This window comes from Glutamicibacter sp., from assembly GCF_050701915.1.
Lineage (GTDB): Bacteria > Actinomycetota > Actinomycetes > Actinomycetales > Micrococcaceae > Glutamicibacter.
In genome coordinates this window covers 102,234-118,954 of the sequence record NZ_JBOGEG010000004.1, presented here as the reverse complement: position 1 = coordinate 118,954, position 16,721 = coordinate 102,234, and the positions used below count along the sequence as shown (strand labels likewise).

The following is a 16,721-nucleotide window of genomic DNA, read 5'->3' as shown; positions in this document are numbered from 1 at the left end:
GATGAAGTCTGAGCGCTTCCATTTGGTCAGCCGGTGGTGCCCCACTTATCGCAATAGACATCAACTATGTAGAACTTCATGCCACGAACCGTCTGCAAGATAGGCTAAAAATAGGCAACTGTTCTTTAGAAGATTGGATCACCACGACATGATTAAGATCAACGAGACGGATTCCAACTCCTTGGATGAGACTGACCGAAAAATACTCACGAAACTTCAGGAAGACGGCAGGCAGTCCTATCGACAGATCGCACGTGAGCTGGATGTTTCAGAAGGAACAATAAGATTCCGCGTCAACAAGCTCCAAGAATCTGGCGTGTTGACAATCATCGCGATCGCTGACCCATTTCAACTTGGGTATCGCATCATGGCTTTTCTGCTGCTCAAAGTAAAACCGGGGAGTCAAGCAAGAATCTTAGATGTTCTCGCTTCGTGGGAAGAGACGACGTACGTTTCGACTTGCATCGGCAATGCCGACATTTATCTGCAATTTGTTTGTCGCGACAATGACCATCTGTCTGAGTTTCTCCAAGATAAAATCGGCTCGCTCGATGAGATTACAAGTTATGAGACTTTTATGGAGCTTAAGATTCACAAGGTGGCTTACGAATACCCCATTTCAGGTAGGCAATCAGTTGATGTTCGCGACTGATTCTGGTCGACGACAGCTTGTTTTGCCCCGGATGCAAATGAAGAGTCTTGGGATGCCGCCGAGGCTTCCCAAGACCCTTCTCGCTGGTGAATCAGATTTTCAGTTCTTGCATTTCATCCCAGGAATCTCCTTCAACCTTCCTGGACACTATCCGCGGTGTGTTCTCCAGCATGGGCCGCATAATCTCTAGGCCTTGAGTGAAATGCGACGCGTTGACGTGAGTCTTCGCAGCTTCGTCATCACGGAATGCTTCAACGAGTATGTACTGGTTCGTATCATCCACGTTGCGTGACCACTCGAACCAGAGATTACCTTCCTCGTCCTTGGTGGAATTGGTATAGTTTTCGATCTTTTGTAAGAATTCTTCCGAAAATTCGGGTTTGACTTGGAATTTGACGACAATGAAGTACATTGAATCCTTTCGGGTGTAGCACTTGTGTCACCGTGCCGAAATGTTCGTCCTTGCAGGTGACGGAAGAGATCTGTCAGCAGGGGAAGTTCCTGCTCAGTTTTCGTCGGGAACCAGAACGGCTCGTCCTCGGACCCGGCCGTTATTCAGATCATCCAGAGCACGGTCGAAATCGGAGAACGAATACTTGACCGTGTGGAGCTTGACCTTACCCGCGGCGGCCAATGCCATCAATTCGACTAGATCGTTGTAGGTTCCTACCAAATTACCGACAAAATTAATTTCAGAGCTAATAATATCGATGGTTGGCACGCGCAGCTCTCCGCCATAACCAATAACGAAATAGCTTCCCGCCCGTTTGAGCATTCCGAGCCCGGTTTCGACAGCACCCCCTTCACCGACGAAGTCCAGTATGACTTCTGCGCCTTGCCCGTCAGTTAGGTTGTGTACTGTGGCCATTTCGTTGCCATCGGCGAGCACCGCATGATCTGCCCCGAGTTCCTTGGCCAGCCCCAGTGAAGTAGAAGATCGGTCAACAACGATGATCGTTGACGCGGACATTGCTTTCAGCGCCTGGATTCCGATGTGGCCAAGACCGCCGGCGCCGATTACAACAACACGATGACCCGGACGGAGCAGAGCAGTGGCTTTGCGCACGGCATGGTAGGCGGTCAACCCTGCGTCAGCCAATGCAGCGACGTCCGCTGGATGGAGCTCAGGATCGAGTTTAACCACGCTGCGCGCGGACGTTTTGAGCAGTTCCGCCATTCCTCCGTCGCTGTCGACTCCAGGAAAATACGATTTAGCGCAGTGCACATCATCACCTGAACGGCATGCAGGGCAGAGGCCACAAGTGGCCAGCGGATGCAGGATTACCCGGTCGCCTATCGCAACGTTGCTAACACCTTCTCCGATTTCAACGATTTCCCCGGCGTTTTCATGTCCAATCGTGTAGGGAAGGGTCACAGCACTTTTCTGTTCCCACTGGCCCTCGATAATGTGCAGATCGGTACGGCATACGCCGGCTCCCATCACCTTGACGATTACGTCCATCGGGCTGGTGATTTGCGGGGCAGATATTTCCGTGAGCTTCGGCATTTGGTCGTAGGAATGGACCTGTACGGCTTTCATAACTATTTTTCTCCGAACTTTTCTTTACATGCCTTCGAGGACCGGAAGACCCGTCGCGGTGAACCCGCCGTCTACATACAGGGCTTGACCTGTCACCCAGCTCGCGCTTGTGGTAAAGAATGCTACGGCCTCAGCGATGTCCTCCGGTTCTCCAAAGCGCCCGAGTGGGGTGCGCGACAATTCATGTCCGGCGATGGGACCGCGTTCCAAATAATTGCCTCCCATCGCGGTATTGACTGTTCCCGGACCAACGCCATTAACTGTGATTCCGTACTGGGCAAGCTCAATGGCCAGTACCCGGGTCAGGAGTAGTGCCGCACCTTTTGACGCACAGTAGGCACTTTCATAGGCGAAGCCCTGGAAGGAAGCGTTCGACAGGATGTTGATGATGCGTCCTGCACCGTTATCCTTCATTTGCATCGCAGCCTGTTGTGCGGCAAGAAACGGACCGCGGGCATTGACAGCCATGACCTTGTCCCAAGTTTCAGCTGTGGTCTCTAGAAACGGCTCATCGGCGAAGATTCCTGCGGCATTGACCAATGCATAGGCTGGTCCGAATTCATCCTTCATCCGGCCAAAGACTTCGGCCACGCTATCAGGATCTGAGATATCCACTTGGCCTTGCCAAGCCTTGTTGCCCTTGTCCTGGATCATTTTCACGGTTTCGTCGCTGGCCTGGCGATCAAGGATAGCGATTTTGTATCCGTCGTCGGCCAATCGCAGTGCAATTCCGCGCCCGATCCCCTGACTTGCACCGGTAACTACTGCTACTTTGTCCTGATTAGTCATTTCTCTCCTTTGAGGTTCCTTCATCGGCTGTGATTTCGGAATGTGTGGATGGTGCTTTTACGCGCCATTCGATTTTTGTTTTGTCCTGGAACTTTTGCCGGTAGAACCAGAACACGGCGGCGAGCATCAAAATGCCGATTCCGACGATGGTTTCGAACAATCCGCCATAGCCGGTAAGTCCCGGATTAAGTACCCCGATGACTATGGCGAATGAGTTGATGCAGAAAAGAACGCAGGCGATGGCAATCCAATACGATTGCAACTTGAGAGGCCTGATCGTGTGTGGTTCATCTTTTCGAAGCAGCACGAAGGCACCCACAGCCAGCGTCACCGCTGACAGATATCCCAGGTTGCTTGCCAACAGGATTGCAATCGGTTCGCCCAGCAGGATTAGCACCGCGATGTTGATGATCATGTCCGTGGTCAATGCCCGACCTGGGACCCCATACCGGTTCAGAGTTCCGAGCTGCTTGATGGTTCCACCCGATCGGGAGATTCCATACAGGGACCGGCCTCCATCTGCGGTTGCGGTCATCATCGCGATTACAAATGCAGCCATTATGGGGATCTGTCCCAGCCATGCCCAGGATCCGAGGATTTCGTCGAACGCTAGCCCGATGTAGTTGACGGGATTGGCTCGCACGGTTTCCTCGCCGAGGGAACCTACAACCATATATGGAACAACGAAATAAAGTCCCAGAATGAACAACGCGGAGACTCTCAGGGCTTTGGCTGCGTCCTTCGTCGGGTTCCGGTATTCGGCCGTAAAGCTGGCGCAAACTTCTGTTCCGTAGGTTGTCCATGCGGTGATGTAGAACCACACGACGATGATCTGCCAGTTCAATGGTGAACTGTCGCCTTCGAAGCTCAGCCGGGTGATATCGAAATCTGCGTGGGGCGATATCAGCGGGCCTAGTACCAGGACGAGCAATCCGATGATGAGCAGTACACCGGTGATCTTGGAGATACTTGCGGCCAGTTTGATCCCGAAGTAGTTCAAAGCCCATGCGGCCACGATCGCGCCGATCGCAATCAGATAAGGTAGCCCCAGATCGTGGCCGATCGGCAGGCTGATAAGCACGTTGTTCTCCGGGAAGAAAGCCTGTTCGATGAGCGTACCAAGAACGACTCCTTCCACAGAGAGCGACAACGACCAGCCCATCCAGTATCCGAAAGCTGCGACTGCGCCTAGGGGCGCAAAATATCGTTTCCATCCCTCATAGGCGTATACAGAAATTCCACCAGAACGGTTCGGCATCATTGCCGCCATTTCAGCAAACAAGTTGTTCTGTAGAAAACCGAAGAAGCAGGCAACAACCCAAATGCAGATTGCAGTCCATCCGCCGATGGCTCCCACTGTGTAGCCCAGAGTCAGGAAGAGGCCGATCGGCATGTTCAGAGCAAACACAAACCCGTCCCGCCACGTCAGCGTTCTCTTCATATACACTTCGGCTGGCATCTGTTCTAATTGGCCGGCAGGGTCTTGCGCCGTTGTACTAGCATTAGTCGAGTTCATCAGGGTTCCTCCCCTTTTTAGATCCTCACGGCTGAATCATCTGTGAGCCCCACTGCCTCGTTCCACTCAGCAATTTCCGCGACAGGTTTTCCTTCGGAAACCCATCGCCGGGCCTGGATGTAAAGTCTGGGCTGGTTGACTACGCAAGCACCCACGATTTTCCCGTTTTGAGCGTAAAGGGAAGCAAAGTCAGCCCCGACAGTATTCAAGATGCGAACTTCGTCAGCTTCATGGGTAGTTCCTAGGATGCTTATCCTGCGGCCGAACTGATCGGACCAGACGTAGCTGATCGCTTCGATAGGCTGAGCAGATCCATGGACAATGCTTGAAGCAACCACCTGCGTTTGGAGAGTCGCATTGGTCCAGTGTTCGTGACGGCGGGGTACTCCATCAGTGTCTGCCCAAGCGGAGACATCTCCTACCGCCCAAATTCCCGGAGCTGCTTTTCCGCTGTCATCGCAGTGAATTCCGGCAGGGCTGGCCACCAATTCGCTGCTGGCTAGCCACTCCGTATTTGGAATGGCACCGATGCCGATGATTGCCACCTCGCAGTCGATGTGTGTTCCGTCGTCCAATGTAACCCCAGTTAATACCTCGTCTCCGTGGAACTGCGAGACGCTGCGCCCACAAGCTAGTTTCACCCCCTTTTCACGGATGTGGTCCCCGATCCTGATGGCGGTCTCTGGGCCAAGGTTCCTGGACAAGGGAACCTCCGCGACCTCGATGACGGTAACTTCGTGACCGAGGTCTAGGGCGGCGGATGCGACCTCCATCCCTATGAATCCGCCGCCGATGATGACAGTGGACTTGCTGCTACGCAGGGCCAAGCGCATTTCCAGCGCATCATCCATCGTGCGCAAGGTAAAGACATTCTTGGGCAATTCCCCGAAGGGGTTGCGCGGCCTAGCGCCGGTGGCGATGACCAGCTCGTCATAGGGAATCCGCTCTGCACCGACAGTGACTTCCTTTCTGTTGGTGTCGAGGCCGCTGGCGGCTGTTCCGAGCAACAGTTCAACGTTGTTTTCTCGGTACCAGGACGAGGATGCGAAATCGATATCCGGCACGATATCCGCCAGCAGAAAGTCTTTGGACAGAGGAGGCCGGTCATAGGGGAGAAGATCTTCAGCGCCGATCAACGTGATCGGCCCTGCAAAACCGTTGGATCGGAGTGCGTCTACGGTTTTGAAACCGGCCAACGATGCTCCTACTACTACGATTCTTTTCATGTCGGTTCACTTTCTAGTCGCAATGCCAATGCAGGACAAGACTTGACCGCTTCCTCTGCCAGTGGAAGCTCCTCCGCTGCAACTCCCTGTTGCAGGATCGATACTTTTCCGTCATCGCCAAGATCGAACCTACTTGAGTCGGTAATTACGCAGTTCGCATACCCCTGGCATCGGCTGAGATCAGCGATGACAACTGTGTTGCTACTTGAGTTCATGGTGCCTACTTTCGGAGCGAGGGATCGTTAGTCGACAAGTCGCTTCAAAGTGGCTTTCATGAATGCCTGCAGCGGTCCCTCGCTGTCCAGCATTAGACGACCAACTTCAATACGGCCCGATGAGTAACCAACCTGTTGGATGTCCGTTGCTTGCTTGTCTTCGATCAGAGTCTGGTCCCACATCTCCAGCCAGGCTTCGACGATTTCTGGATCAGTCCCCGGCTTGGCATACATGTCTACGAATGCATAGCAATGCGTTTCATCAATCGGCTGCACGGTGCCGATGAATCCCACAAAGTCATCAAGTGCAAAGAACGAGGAAGGATAAGTGAAGGCAAAGCGGAATCCCTTTAGTCCCTTGGGATCTGCGTCAGCGGGGAGCCATTTCAGCGGTCCGTTGTGCCAGATGGTATTTTCTCCCGAAGCCACGTCGTAGTCATCTGGGCTTGTTTCGTAGGTTTTGCCGAAGCTGGACTTGTGCAGTGTCGGGCAGTGGTAGCACTCAACGGCGTTTTCTGCCCAGATTTTCCAGTTGCAGTCCATGTCGTATTCGAAACGAGTCTGAAACTCATACTGGCGTAGCTCTTCGTTGACCCCGTCTGTCAAATGGCGAATCTCCGCGGTCACGGATTCCAGGGACTCGGCATTTGGGTCAGGGTTTACAAAGACCCACTGGTCCCAACGCTCCACTGAGACTGGAGCCAGAGAGATCTTCGAGCAATCGAAGTTCGGCTCCCGTTCCTGACGAGGCGCGTTCTTCAGCTGTCCATCCAGCCCATAGGTCCAGCCATGGTATGGGCACTGCAAGATAGGCTTGTTCCCGCTCTCCTCCGCAATCGAGTGCAGGCGATGCTTGCAGACATTGACGAAACCACGCAACTCGCCGTCGCGGCCATGAGTGATGATAATCGGGATGCCGCCAGCCTTTGTCACTGCGTAGTCGCCGGGCTTTTGCAGAAGCGACTCATGGCAGGCGTATTGCCATGACTTTGAGAAGATGCGCTCTTGTTCAAGCTGGTGAATTTCAGGCGCGGCGTAGAAGGCTGCTGGCAGAGTGTTCCCCTCTTCAAGAGCGGCGAACACCTCTTCAACGGCGGGCAGGTCATAACGCTGGCAAACTTCTTCCAGGGTAAGCTCGTTCGATTTCCGGGTGCTGGTCTGGGTCATTTTTCCTCCATTCGCGACACGTTCGTGTCTCAGGTCACATCCTGTAATGCGTAAAAGCTTCTCAAGTTAATTACGCGAAGTCAACATTTTGGATGATGTGAATTATTTTTGCGTAAGAGAAGTAGGGTGACTGTTGCGCGCAGAGTGGTAAATTTTCCGTATTTGGGGTCGGTGAGAGGGGGTTATATTGCCTAATCCACCAGATAAATCGGCGAACTTAGCATTGAAGGTTTGGAGTTACGCAATGTAGGCAAAGAGCTCAAAACCCTAGAACTTGAAATGCATCCTTTGGTTCGGACTGGAGCGCATGCCGATTCAGCATGAACGTTCTTATCCATTCAAGCCGCGGCGCCTCCCCGAATTCGGGCAGTAAGTTAATGTATTTCACTCGAAACTCGGGCTCAGCTCCTAAAGCAGACCCGCTACTTGCAGACTTGACGTGGGAAATTATCGAATGCCGTCGTCATGAAGCGCTCGAATTCGAATTTGAAACCTATCCCTTGATGAGCCTCGCAGGGCGATTGCGCTGGAGACTTCTATGGCTGGCAGGAAGGGCAGAAGTAGCAGTCGCGCTCCATGCCGGAGTCCTCGGCCGCGACCTTCGCAACATGGATCTTCGCGCCGCAGCGCAGGCAGGGCTTGCCGGCGCGCCCGTACACCCAGTAGGGCTCGCGGGTCCGGGCCAGGCCGGTGGTGACCCTGCGGGAACGCTCCTTGTTGACTTCCAGCAGGCGCTGCGACATCTCGATGACCTTCCCGAGGTCCACGACCTGTCCCACGGGCGTGAGCGGGTGCAGCCGGGTGAGGAACAGGACCTCGCAGCGGTAGATGTTGCCCACCCCCGCCATCAGCCGCTGGTCCAGCAGCGCCTCGCCGATCCCGCGGTGCGGCTGCGCCCGGAAATTCGCGGCCGCCGCCTGCGCGTCCCAGCCGGGCCCCAGCAGGTCCGGGCCCAGATGGCCGACCAGCTGCGCTTCCTCGGCAGTGGGCACGAGCTTGACCTGGGCGATGTCGAAGCCGACCGCCGTGACGCCGTCGCAGGCGAGCACCACGCGTGCGGTGTGCGCCGGACGCTTGAAGCGGGCTCCCGGACCGTAGAGATCCCACCGCCCCTCCATGAGCAGGTGCGAATGCAGGGTCAGCAGCGGCTGGTTGAAGGCAGGTTCCGCCGTGGCGGGAGGCTGCAGTCGCATGAGCAGGTGCTTGCCGCGCGGAAGGACCTCGGACACCGTGTAGCCGGCCAGGTCCACCGTGGACAGCGCCGGGACCCGGAGGTCCGAACGCAGGATGCTCTTCCCGGCCAGCGCATGGTGCAGCCTTGCGGTGGCCCGGTAAACGGAATCGCCTTCCGGCATGGTGCATCTCCTTTGCTGCTGCCAGCCGCCACGTACAGCACGCTGGTGTCCAGGCTACCGCCGGAAGCGGATGCCCTGCGGGGTCGAGTAGAAACCGGCGCCCAGCAGGGCGGCGGCCGCCGGGTGCTCCTGCACCGGTTCGCCGTTGACCGTGGCGATGGCGATCTTGTCCACCGCGGCACGGCGCAGCGCCGAAACCAGCCTGGCCGCCAGCAGCGCCCAGGCCTGCTCTCCGGGTTCGCCAAAGGCCAGCACGGTGCGTCCGCCGCGTTCGAGGTACAATACCAGCTCGCCGTCCAGCATGCCCACGATCGCCCCGGCTTTGCGCCCGGGACGGTGCCCGGTCTGCGTGGCGGGCCACGACAGCGCCGCGCCATAGGGGTTGGCCGGATCGGTGGCGGCCAGCACCACGGCTTCGGGCTGGCGGCGCGGGTCCTCGGGCAGCACGAAGCCGCGCAGCCGGTCAATGGTGTTCGAGGTGGAGAACTGCGCGGCGCCCAGCTTCTCGATGAAGTAGCCACGGCGCGCCTGCCCGGCCTCCTCCAGCTTGGACAGCACCCGGTAAAGCTGTCCGAAGCCCCCCGGCACCGCCTCGGCGGCCACCGAGCCGCGGGTCAGCACCCCGTAGCGCTCAAGCATGATTTCCGCGGTGGCGTGCGCGGCGATGGTGGGGTCGCGCACCGGCTCGGGCAGCAGCGCCCAGCGCGCCGAACCGCGGGTATTGCGTGCCAGCGGTCCGGCCGCCTGCTCGCGGGTCAGCCGGGTAAGGCCGGAGAGCCGGTTCAGCCGGGCGGCACGGGCACGCGGTGCCGGCTTGGCGATCTTGTGCGCGGTAGTGCCGCCGGCCAGATAGCCGCGCACCGGGGCGAGCGTATCGGGGGAGATGAACCCCGCCCAGAACAGCTGCCAGCAGGCATCGGCGATCTCCTGCTCGGTGGGCGGCAGCCCTTCATCCGGGTGCAGCCGGGCGGCGAGTTCCTGCACGAAATAGGCGCCGGTGGCGTCGAAGGAATCAAGCACCCGGCGGGCCAGTGAATCCAGCTGGGACATGTCCGGGGCGGGAAGGCTCAGCGATGCGAACTCGGCGGTATGCAGCGAGAGCCACCCGTCCTTGCCTCCGGCGGCCCCGGCCCCGCAGATCAGCACGTCCCCGCTGCTGGTCAGCTCATCAAGCCACGACGCCTGGTAGCCGTGCAGCCTGGCGGGCAGGATGAACGACTCCAGCGCAGAGGCAGGAACGTCAACACCGGCCAGCTGGGTGATGATTTCGTAGAGCCCATCGCTGCCTTCCAGCCGGGATCCCACCTGCTGCCAGGCGGGCAGGAACCGTCCGAAGGAGGGCTGGTCCACCGGCTCCACCTCGGCGCGCAGCGCGGCCAGCGAACGGGTGCGGATGGTGCGCAGCACGGAGACTTCGCAGTACTCGTCGCCGCTGATCCCGGGTGGGAGCAGCTCCACCGGGCGGAACGCGCCCAGCGACAGGCGGCCCGCCGCCACCAGCTGGTCGAGCACCGGACGCAGCACCGCGACGCCCAGCCCCAGCGCAGCGGACAGCTCGGATAGCGTGAACGGGGCGTGGGTGCGCGCGAAACGGGACACCAGGTCCTCGATTGGCTGGGCCGCAGGTTCAAGGAAGGCGGTGGGGATGCCGGTGGGCAGCGGGGTGCCCAGGGCGTCGCGCAGCTTGCCCGCGTCCTCGATGGCCGCATAGGCCAGCTGCCCGGCGACCCGCAGGGTGAAGGCGCGGCGGGTGGCCACCAGCGATTCTGCATGCCCCCGGGCGGTCTCGGCATCCAGGGCTTCCTGCTCATCCTCCGGCGAGCGCAGGCGCTGAGCCAGTTGTTCTGCGCTCAGCGGACCGAGCAGACGCAGCAGGTCGGCGGCCCCCTCCATCCCGGCCAGCCTGCGGTTGGGCGCCAAGTGCTGCAGCTGCTGTTCAAGGGTGGAAATGACCTGCGGGTCGAGGATTTCGCGCACGTCGTTGCGGCCCAGCAATTCGCCGAGCAGCACCGGATCCAGGCTCAGGGCGGCGGCGCGGCGTTCGGCCAGCGGCGCGTCCGATTCGTAGAGGAACTGCGCCACATAGCCGAAAAGCAGGGACTGGGCGAAGGGCGAAGGCAGCTCGGTGGTCACTTCCACCAGGCGGATGGCCCGCGAGGAGATGCTGGAGAGGATCCTGGACAGTGCCGGCAGATCATAGACATCGTTCAGGCACTCGCGCACGGTTTCCAGGATGATCGGGAAATCCGGGTAATTGCGGGCCACATCCAGCAACTGGCTGGCACGCTGGCGCTGCTGCCACAGCGGAGTGCGCTTGGTCGGGTTGATCCGCGGAAGCAGCAGCGCACGGGCGGCGCACTCGCGGAAGCGGGAGGCGAACAACGCGGAATTGGCCACCTGCGCGGTGACTACCTCGATGATCTCATCGGCTTCGAAGGCGAAGAGCTCCGCCCCGGGCGGCTCATCGTCCATGGCGGGGATGCGCAGCACGATCCCGTCGTCGGCGGCCATTGCCGAGGCGTCCAGCCCCCAGCGTTCGCGGACCCGCGCGCCGACGGCCAGGGCCCACGGGGCGTGCACGGCCAAGCCGAACGGGGAATGCAGGATGACCCGCCAGTCGCCCAGTTCATCGTGGAAGCGCTCGATCACGAAATTCTGGTGGTTGGGCACCTGTCCGGTGGCCCGGCGCTGCTCGCCCAGGTAGTTCAGCAGGTTGTTCGCGGCGTACGGATCCAGCCCGCTGCCGTGCAGCACTTCGGCCGCTTCGGTGCGTTCGCTGGCCAGCAGCTTCGTGGTGAATTCGCCCAGCGCCGCCCCGAGCTCCACCGGGCGGCCCAGCCCGTCGCCGTGCCAGAACGGCAGTTTTCCGGGCTGGCCGAAGGCCGGGGTGACCAGCACCCGGTCGTGGGTGATGTCCTCGATGCGCCAGCTGGTCGCCCCGAGGGCGAAAATGTCCCCGACGCGCGATTCGTAGACCATTTCCTCATCCAGCTCGCCCACGCGTTTGGGCGCCTTGTCATCTTCGGATCCGGCCAGGAAGACCCCGAACAGCCCGCGGTCCGGGATGGTGCCGCCGGAAATCACGGCCAGGCGCTGCGCCCCGGGCCGGGCGGTGAGGGTGCCGGCATCCCGGTCCCAGATCAGCCGCGGCTTGAGCGTGGCGAATTCATCCGAAGGGTACTTGCCCGAGAGCATGTCTAGGGTGGCCAGATAGGCGCTGCGCGGCAGCTGCTGGTAGGGCGCGGCGCGGCGCACCGTGTCGAACCATTTCTCTACGTCCAGCTCATCCATGGCCACCGCGGCCAGGGTCTGCTGCGCCAGCACATCCAGCGGGTTGGCCGGGAGCACCATCTTCTCGATGGCCCCTTGGCGCATGCGGGTGACCACCAGGGCGGTGGAGAGCAGATCCGCCCGGTGCTTGGGGAAGAAAGCGCCCCGGGAGACCGAGCCGACCTGGTGCCCGGCACGGCCCACGCGCTGCAGCCCGGAAGAGACCGAGTTCGGGGATTCGACCTGGATGACCAGATCCACCAGCCCCATGTCGATGCCGAGTTCCAGGGAGCTGGTGGCCACCACGGCGCGCAGCTTGCCCAGCTTCAGGTCTTCCTCGATCTGGGCGCGCGAATCCCTGGACACCGAGCCGTGGTGGGCACGGGCCAGCAACGGAGCTTCCGGGTGCGCGGCAGCGGTGGAGCCGGCCTGGGCCATCATCGCTGCGGGGGTGGAGGTGGAAGCATTCTCGGCGCTGAAGCCCTCGCGTTCGGCGTAGATTTCGTTCAGCCGGCCGGTCAGCCGCTCGGCCAGCCGGCGGGAGTTGGCGAAGATGATGGTCGAGTGGTTTTCCAGCACCAGGTCCACCAGCTGGTTCTCCACATGCGGCCAGATGCTCGCCGATGCCGCGGGGGAGGAACCCGGACCCAGATCATGCGCTCCGGCCGCGGATGGCAGGTCGGTCATGTCTTCCACCGGGACTCGCACTGCCAGTTCCCACTTCTTGGTGGACGGCGGGCGCACGATGTTCACCGGTGCGGATCCGGCCAGGAAGCGGGCCACTTCTTCGGGCGGCTCGACGGTGGCAGAGAGCCCGATGCGCTGGGCCGGGGCGGTCAGCAACGCGTCGAGCCGTTCCAGCGACAGTGCCAAATGGGTCCCGCGCTTGGTATTGGCAATCGCGTGGACCTCGTCGATGATCACGGTGTGCACATCGGCCAGGGTCTTGCGTGCCTGGCTGGTGAGCATCAGGTACAGCGACTCGGGCGTGGTGATCAGGATTTCGGGCGGGTCCTTGAGCAGCTTGCGCCGGTCATTGGCCGGGGTGTCTCCCGAGCGCACGCCCACCGACACCGACGGCTGGGAGAGCCCGAGCTCATGCGCGGTGGCGCGGATGCCGGCCAACGGGGAACGCAGGTTGCGCTCCACGTCGACCCCGAGGGCCTTCAACGGAGAAATGTAGAGCACTTTGGTGCCATTGCCCGTTGGATGATCGGCAGCGGATTCCATGCCGGGCAGCGCCGGCGCGTCCAGTTCCGCATGGTGCAACCGGTCCAGGGCCCAGAGGAACGCGGCCAGGGTCTTGCCCGAGCCGGTCGGGGCAATGACCAGGGTGTGCTTCCCATCCGAGATGGATTCCCAGGCGCCACTCTGGGCAACCGTGGGCGCGGAGAAGACATCGGTGAACCACTTGCGGGTGGCCGCGCCGAACCGGGACAGGACATCGCTCATGGGATTGATACTACGGTCTGCGCACGACAAGATCCGGCATTATTCACCCGCCGTGATCTCTCGCAGGGCAGCCACGTGGCCGACGTAGGCCCGGCGCCCGGATTCGGTCAGCGAAACGCGCATATGGCTGCGCCCCAGCTTGGTGAACCGCTCGATGCCGATATACCCGGCATCCGCGAGCTGCTTGAGGTGCTTGCTCAAGACGGAGTCGGCGACATCGAGGATGCCGCGAAGGTGCGCGAATTCTGCCCACTGCACCGGGGCGAGGCTGGCGCAAATTCGCAGGCGGATGGGTGCGTGGATGAGCTCGTCGAAGTGCGCCTGGCTAGATGGCTTGTTCATTTCCATCCTTGACGCGGGACTTGATGGTTTCGCGGCGCATGATCCACAGGGCACCGGTGAAGACGGCGACCAATGCGAGGAACTTGAGTATCGCGATCAGCCATGTCTGGGGAATCCAGAAGTTGCTGAACTGCAGGGCAAGCATCATGAGCAGCATGACCGCGATGTATTTGCCCGAGTGCCTCAATGCGGGACGGCGCTTGGGCCGCTGGCGCGCCCAGAGGACGTACCAGGCGATCAAGGGCGCAAAGAGCGCCGGCGACCAGTACCAGAGGGCGGTGTCGATGACTCCGTAGAGCGAAAAGATAGCCGCCGAGAGGATAGCCAGGACAATCATGAATGCCTGAGGAGCTTCGGTGGCGCTGACGGTGCCGCTCGCGGCTTCTTTGGCCGCGGCGAGAAGGGAAGCGGCTTCGCGCTCCGAGGGGATCTGCGAATGGCTCACCTGCTACACCGCCTTTTCCTGGGCATCTTGCACACGGTCTTTGTCCCATGCCGCTTGCGCGGAGGAAAGCAAATGCCATAAGGCAGTGCAGGAGACGACTAATTTCGCTGCGATGGTCCAAGGATCCTCGGCGACCCATAAGCGCAAGCACATCATGGTCATGGAGGCCAGGAATGCGTACCAGCCGTAGGTTGCAGAGCTGCTGAGGAAAGGGCGCATCTTGGCGCGCCTGCGCGTAATCATGTAGTGCACCATGGCTGCAAGGACAGCTGCCGCGAATAATGCCAGGGTCATCTTCGGCGAAAAGACATGTTCAAGACTCAACGCGGTGCTCCCGAGCAATACATACACGAAGAGGGCTGCCCGGGAGAAACTGCCGGTCGCGACCATCTCGTTCGAGGCCTGGTCCACGGAAGTCAGAAGCTCCGCGGCAGTCAGCTTGTCGATTCGTTCTTGCCCATCAGCCATGATTTCCTCACTTTCCGTTATGGAAAGTCTTGTCTTTCCAAGTTGGAAAGTCAAGTGATTGGCTTAAACGTGATGGTACTTCCCGCCTGCCAGGATGTCCTGCGCGCGGTAGAGCTGCTCGGTGAGGATCAAGCGCACCAGCTGGTGCGGGAAGACCAGCTTCGATAGCGACCAGGTGAAATTGGCGCGGGCATGCACCGTGGGATCCACGCCGTAGGCACCGCCGATGATGATCACGACATTGCGCGAGGAATCGATCGGCGTGCGCAGGGTGCTGGCCAGCGCAGGGGAGTCCACGTTCTTGCCGCGTTCATCGAGCAGCACCACGAAATCCCGGTCATCGATCTTGGCCAGGATGCGCCCGGATTCCTCGGTGCGTGCCGCGTCGTTCTCGCGCGAGGAGTGGCTCAGCAGCTGCCAGGTGAGGTCGAAGGGCTTCTTCAGCCGCTTCTCGTAGCGGGAAATTCCCTCGTCCACCCAGGATTCGTGTTTCTTGCCAACTGCCAGCACCTTGATCGTCATGCTTCCATTGTTCCGCATCTATCGAGTTCAGCGCTTCGCGCCCATCCCGATACGATGGAAGCCATGAGATCCTCATGGTATTTCCGGCAAGGCCAACGTCCCCGCGGCGCACAGGTGCTGTGGATCATTTTCGGGCTGGTCGTCGCCATGTTCTACTTCACCCGCAGGGTGCTGGTATCCCTGCACGCGGGCGGATGGGCCAAGGATCTGGACGCCCCGGCCTACCAATGGGCACTGGAGCACCAGTCCCCGTTCCTGTTTGCGGCCTCCGACTTCCTGTACTTCTGGGGATCCACGCCGGGAATGACCATGATCATGCTGGTGATCACCTCACTGCTGTGCTGGAAAACCCGCAGCGCGTGGCCGCTGGCGGCCATCGCATTCACTGCACTGGTCTCGGTCCTGCTGACCGTTATTCTCAAGGCAAACCTCCAGGTGCCACGTCCCCAAGGCGTTCCCGGAGGCCCGGCGCCGCCGCAGACCTTTTCGTTCCCCAGCGGGCACACGCTGAACTCGGCGGCGCTGATAGGCATCGCCAGCTACCTGGCGATCATCTACGGGCTGCGCCGCTACGCGTACCTGATCTCCATCGTCGCGGCACTATTTGTCCTGGCAATGGGCGCTTCGCGAATTTACATCGGTCACCACTGGGTCTCTGACGTGCTGGTGGGGCTGCTGATCGGGGCCGCATGGGCCGCCGTCGTGGCGATCCTGCACTACTTCTTCGTGCCGCGGGCCGAAGCCCCTAGGCCAGCACGCGGATCGGCGCGCCGCTAGCCCACGCGCGGATATCTTCCACCGAGTCGCGGTAGAACATCTCGAACTGCTCGATGGTCACATAGCCGATATGCGGGGTGGCAATCACGCCCCGGGTAGTGGCCAGCCGGTCCTTGGCAGGCAGGGGTTCCACGTCGAAGACGTCCACCGCCGCCAGGTGCAGCCTCCGGTTTTCCAGCGCCTGGATCAGGGCATCGGTCTGCACGATCCTGCTGCGCGAGGTGTTGACCAGGATGGAATCGGGACGCATCCACGCCAGCTGCTTAGGCCCGATGACCCCGGTGCTGCGCTCGGAGAGCTTCAGGTGCAGGGTCACGATGTCGCTGGTGGAAAACAGCTCGGCTTCGGAGACCAGCTCCACGCCCACCTCGGTGGCGCGGGCCTTGGTGAGGTTCTGGCTGTAGGCGATAACCCGCATGCCGAAGGCCAAGCCCACCTTCGCAACCTTCGCCCCCAGATTCCCCAGGCCGTAGATGCCCAGGGTCTTGCCGGACAGGCCCATGCCGAAAGTGGTCTGCCAGCTCGAGGTAGCCGCAAGCGGGCGATCCGCGGAAAACAGCTCCACGTCCAGGCGGCGCGCGGCGCTGAGGATCAGCGCCCAGGTGTGCTCGGCGGCATCGGTGGCCACGTAGCCGGTGTGGCTGACCACGATGCCCTGGCTCTTGGCGGCCTGCAGGTCGATGGATCCGTTGCGGCGGCCGGTGGTGACCAGCAGCTTCAGGTTGGGCAGCGCATTCAGCCGGGCGGCCGGGAAAGGCGTGCGTTCGCGCATGGCGACAATGGCGTCGAAGGGCTGCAGCGCCTCGATGACGGTGCTGTCCGCGTGGCCCAGGTGCCCGGTGAAGACGGTGACCTCGGCGTCCAGATCGGTGGCGAGGCTATCGAAATCGGCCAGCGAACGGGCCACGTTGTGGTAATCATCCAGGATTGCAATGCGCATGGCTTCATCCTAGGCACCTGCAGCCGATGCTGCCCTAATGCGGGC

16 protein-coding genes are annotated in these 16,721 nt (G+C 60.5%); 2 read left to right on the top strand and 14 right to left on the bottom strand.

What is annotated here, in order from left to right; genetic code table 11:
* The first annotated feature begins 148 nt into the window (after positions 1-148).
* The gene (locus ACRDT3_RS05145) at positions 149-652 is read left to right on the top strand and encodes an Lrp/AsnC family transcriptional regulator (RefSeq protein ID WP_431491956.1); all 504 of its coding nucleotides are present in this window, start codon (positions 149-151) and stop codon (positions 650-652) included.
* Between the two features lie 91 nt (positions 653-743).
* Here the strand turns inward: ACRDT3_RS05145 and ACRDT3_RS05140 are convergent, their stop codons facing one another.
* The 13 genes from ACRDT3_RS05140 to ACRDT3_RS05080 form a co-directional block, all read right to left on the bottom strand.
* Entirely contained in the window at positions 744-1,064 is a 321-nt protein-coding gene (locus ACRDT3_RS05140) for a putative quinol monooxygenase (protein ID WP_431491955.1), read from the bottom strand.
* A 93-nt stretch (positions 1,065-1,157) separates the two neighbouring features.
* Positions 1,158-2,192, bottom strand: coding sequence for an NAD(P)-dependent alcohol dehydrogenase (locus ACRDT3_RS05135; RefSeq protein WP_431491954.1), 1,035 nt, complete (start codon positions 2,190-2,192; stop codon positions 1,158-1,160).
* Positions 2,193-2,216: 24 nt separating this feature from the next.
* Complete coding sequence (locus ACRDT3_RS05130) at positions 2,217-2,981, bottom strand: SDR family NAD(P)-dependent oxidoreductase (protein ID WP_431491953.1); 765 nt, start codon at positions 2,979-2,981, stop codon at positions 2,217-2,219.
* On the bottom strand, positions 2,974-4,497 hold the full coding sequence (locus ACRDT3_RS05125; protein ID WP_431491952.1) for an APC family permease: 1,524 nt from the start codon (positions 4,495-4,497) through the stop codon (positions 2,974-2,976). Before ACRDT3_RS05125 ends, ACRDT3_RS05130 begins: the two co-directional genes overlap by 8 nt.
* Before the next feature lie 17 nt (positions 4,498-4,514).
* The gene (locus ACRDT3_RS05120) at positions 4,515-5,723 is read right to left on the bottom strand and encodes an NAD(P)/FAD-dependent oxidoreductase (RefSeq protein ID WP_431491951.1); all 1,209 of its coding nucleotides are present in this window, start codon (positions 5,721-5,723) and stop codon (positions 4,515-4,517) included.
* Complete coding sequence (locus ACRDT3_RS05115) at positions 5,720-5,938, bottom strand: ferredoxin (protein ID WP_431491950.1); 219 nt, start codon at positions 5,936-5,938, stop codon at positions 5,720-5,722. The genes ACRDT3_RS05120 and ACRDT3_RS05115 overlap by 4 nt, the downstream gene beginning before the upstream one ends.
* Before the next feature lie 27 nt (positions 5,939-5,965).
* The gene (locus ACRDT3_RS05110; RefSeq protein WP_431491949.1) at positions 5,966-7,105 is read right to left on the bottom strand and encodes an aromatic ring-hydroxylating oxygenase subunit alpha; all 1,140 of its coding nucleotides are present in this window, start codon (positions 7,103-7,105) and stop codon (positions 5,966-5,968) included.
* Positions 7,106-7,641: 536 nt separating this feature from the next.
* Positions 7,642-8,460, bottom strand: coding sequence for a DNA-formamidopyrimidine glycosylase family protein (locus ACRDT3_RS05105; RefSeq protein ID WP_431491948.1), 819 nt, complete (start codon positions 8,458-8,460; stop codon positions 7,642-7,644).
* Positions 8,461-8,514: 54 nt separating this feature from the next.
* Entirely contained in the window at positions 8,515-13,182 is a 4,668-nt protein-coding gene (locus ACRDT3_RS05100) for an ATP-dependent helicase (protein WP_431491947.1), read from the bottom strand.
* Positions 13,183-13,221: 39 nt separating this feature from the next.
* Positions 13,222-13,524, bottom strand: coding sequence for a transcriptional regulator (locus ACRDT3_RS05095; RefSeq protein ID WP_431491946.1), 303 nt, complete (start codon positions 13,522-13,524; stop codon positions 13,222-13,224).
* Positions 13,508-13,969: a hypothetical protein gene (locus ACRDT3_RS05090; RefSeq protein ID WP_431491945.1), complete on the bottom strand. Its 462-nt coding sequence runs from the start codon at positions 13,967-13,969 to the stop codon at positions 13,508-13,510. Before ACRDT3_RS05090 ends, ACRDT3_RS05095 begins: the two co-directional genes overlap by 17 nt.
* 3 nt (positions 13,970-13,972) lie before the next feature.
* Positions 13,973-14,437 (bottom strand): hypothetical protein, encoded by a 465-nt coding sequence (locus tag ACRDT3_RS05085; protein ID WP_431491944.1) that lies wholly within the window; start codon positions 14,435-14,437, stop codon positions 13,973-13,975.
* A 63-nt stretch (positions 14,438-14,500) separates the two neighbouring features.
* Positions 14,501-14,959 (bottom strand): 23S rRNA (pseudouridine(1915)-N(3))-methyltransferase RlmH, encoded by a 459-nt coding sequence (locus tag ACRDT3_RS05080; RefSeq protein ID WP_431491943.1) that lies wholly within the window; start codon positions 14,957-14,959, stop codon positions 14,501-14,503.
* 63 nt (positions 14,960-15,022) lie between these two features.
* Between ACRDT3_RS05080 and ACRDT3_RS05075 the strand changes: the two genes are divergently transcribed.
* Complete coding sequence (locus ACRDT3_RS05075; RefSeq protein ID WP_431491942.1) at positions 15,023-15,736, top strand: phosphatase PAP2 family protein; 714 nt, start codon at positions 15,023-15,025, stop codon at positions 15,734-15,736.
* Here ACRDT3_RS05075 and ACRDT3_RS05070 read toward each other — a convergent pair.
* Positions 15,705-16,676, bottom strand: a complete 972-nt coding sequence (locus ACRDT3_RS05070) for a D-2-hydroxyacid dehydrogenase family protein (protein WP_431491941.1) — start codon at positions 16,674-16,676, stop codon at positions 15,705-15,707. The genes ACRDT3_RS05075 and ACRDT3_RS05070 overlap by 32 nt on opposite strands.
* Between the last annotated feature and the right edge of the window lie 45 nt (positions 16,677-16,721).

Excerpts from the sequence above, each read along its gene's own strand:
- ACRDT3_RS05145 (WP_431491956.1), top strand. The coding sequence starts at position 149 with ATGATTAAGATCAACGAGACGGATTCCAACTCCTTGGATGAGACTGAC.
- ACRDT3_RS05140 (WP_431491955.1), bottom strand. The coding sequence starts at position 1,064 with ATGTACTTCATTGTCGTCAAATTCCAAGTCAAACCCGAATTTTCGGAA.
- ACRDT3_RS05135 (WP_431491954.1), bottom strand. The coding sequence starts at position 2,192 with ATGAAAGCCGTACAGGTCCATTCCTACGACCAAATGCCGAAGCTCACG.
- ACRDT3_RS05130 (WP_431491953.1), bottom strand. The coding sequence starts at position 2,981 with ATGACTAATCAGGACAAAGTAGCAGTAGTTACCGGTGCAAGTCAGGGG.
- ACRDT3_RS05125 (WP_431491952.1), bottom strand. The coding sequence starts at position 4,497 with ATGAACTCGACTAATGCTAGTACAACGGCGCAAGACCCTGCCGGCCAA.
- ACRDT3_RS05120 (WP_431491951.1), bottom strand. The coding sequence starts at position 5,723 with ATGAAAAGAATCGTAGTAGTAGGAGCATCGTTGGCCGGTTTCAAAACC.
- ACRDT3_RS05115 (WP_431491950.1), bottom strand. The coding sequence starts at position 5,938 with ATGAACTCAAGTAGCAACACAGTTGTCATCGCTGATCTCAGCCGATGC.
- ACRDT3_RS05110 (WP_431491949.1), bottom strand. The coding sequence starts at position 7,105 with ATGACCCAGACCAGCACCCGGAAATCGAACGAGCTTACCCTGGAAGAA.
- ACRDT3_RS05105 (WP_431491948.1), bottom strand. The coding sequence starts at position 8,460 with ATGCCGGAAGGCGATTCCGTTTACCGGGCCACCGCAAGGCTGCACCAT.
- ACRDT3_RS05100 (WP_431491947.1), bottom strand. The coding sequence starts at position 13,182 with ATGAGCGATGTCCTGTCCCGGTTCGGCGCGGCCACCCGCAAGTGGTTC.
- ACRDT3_RS05095 (WP_431491946.1), bottom strand. The coding sequence starts at position 13,524 with ATGAACAAGCCATCTAGCCAGGCGCACTTCGACGAGCTCATCCACGCA.
- ACRDT3_RS05085 (WP_431491944.1), bottom strand. The coding sequence starts at position 14,437 with ATGGCTGATGGGCAAGAACGAATCGACAAGCTGACTGCCGCGGAGCTT.
- ACRDT3_RS05080 (WP_431491943.1), bottom strand. The coding sequence starts at position 14,959 with ATGACGATCAAGGTGCTGGCAGTTGGCAAGAAACACGAATCCTGGGTG.
- ACRDT3_RS05075 (WP_431491942.1), top strand. The coding sequence starts at position 15,023 with ATGAGATCCTCATGGTATTTCCGGCAAGGCCAACGTCCCCGCGGCGCA.
- ACRDT3_RS05070 (WP_431491941.1), bottom strand. The coding sequence starts at position 16,676 with ATGCGCATTGCAATCCTGGATGATTACCACAACGTGGCCCGTTCGCTG.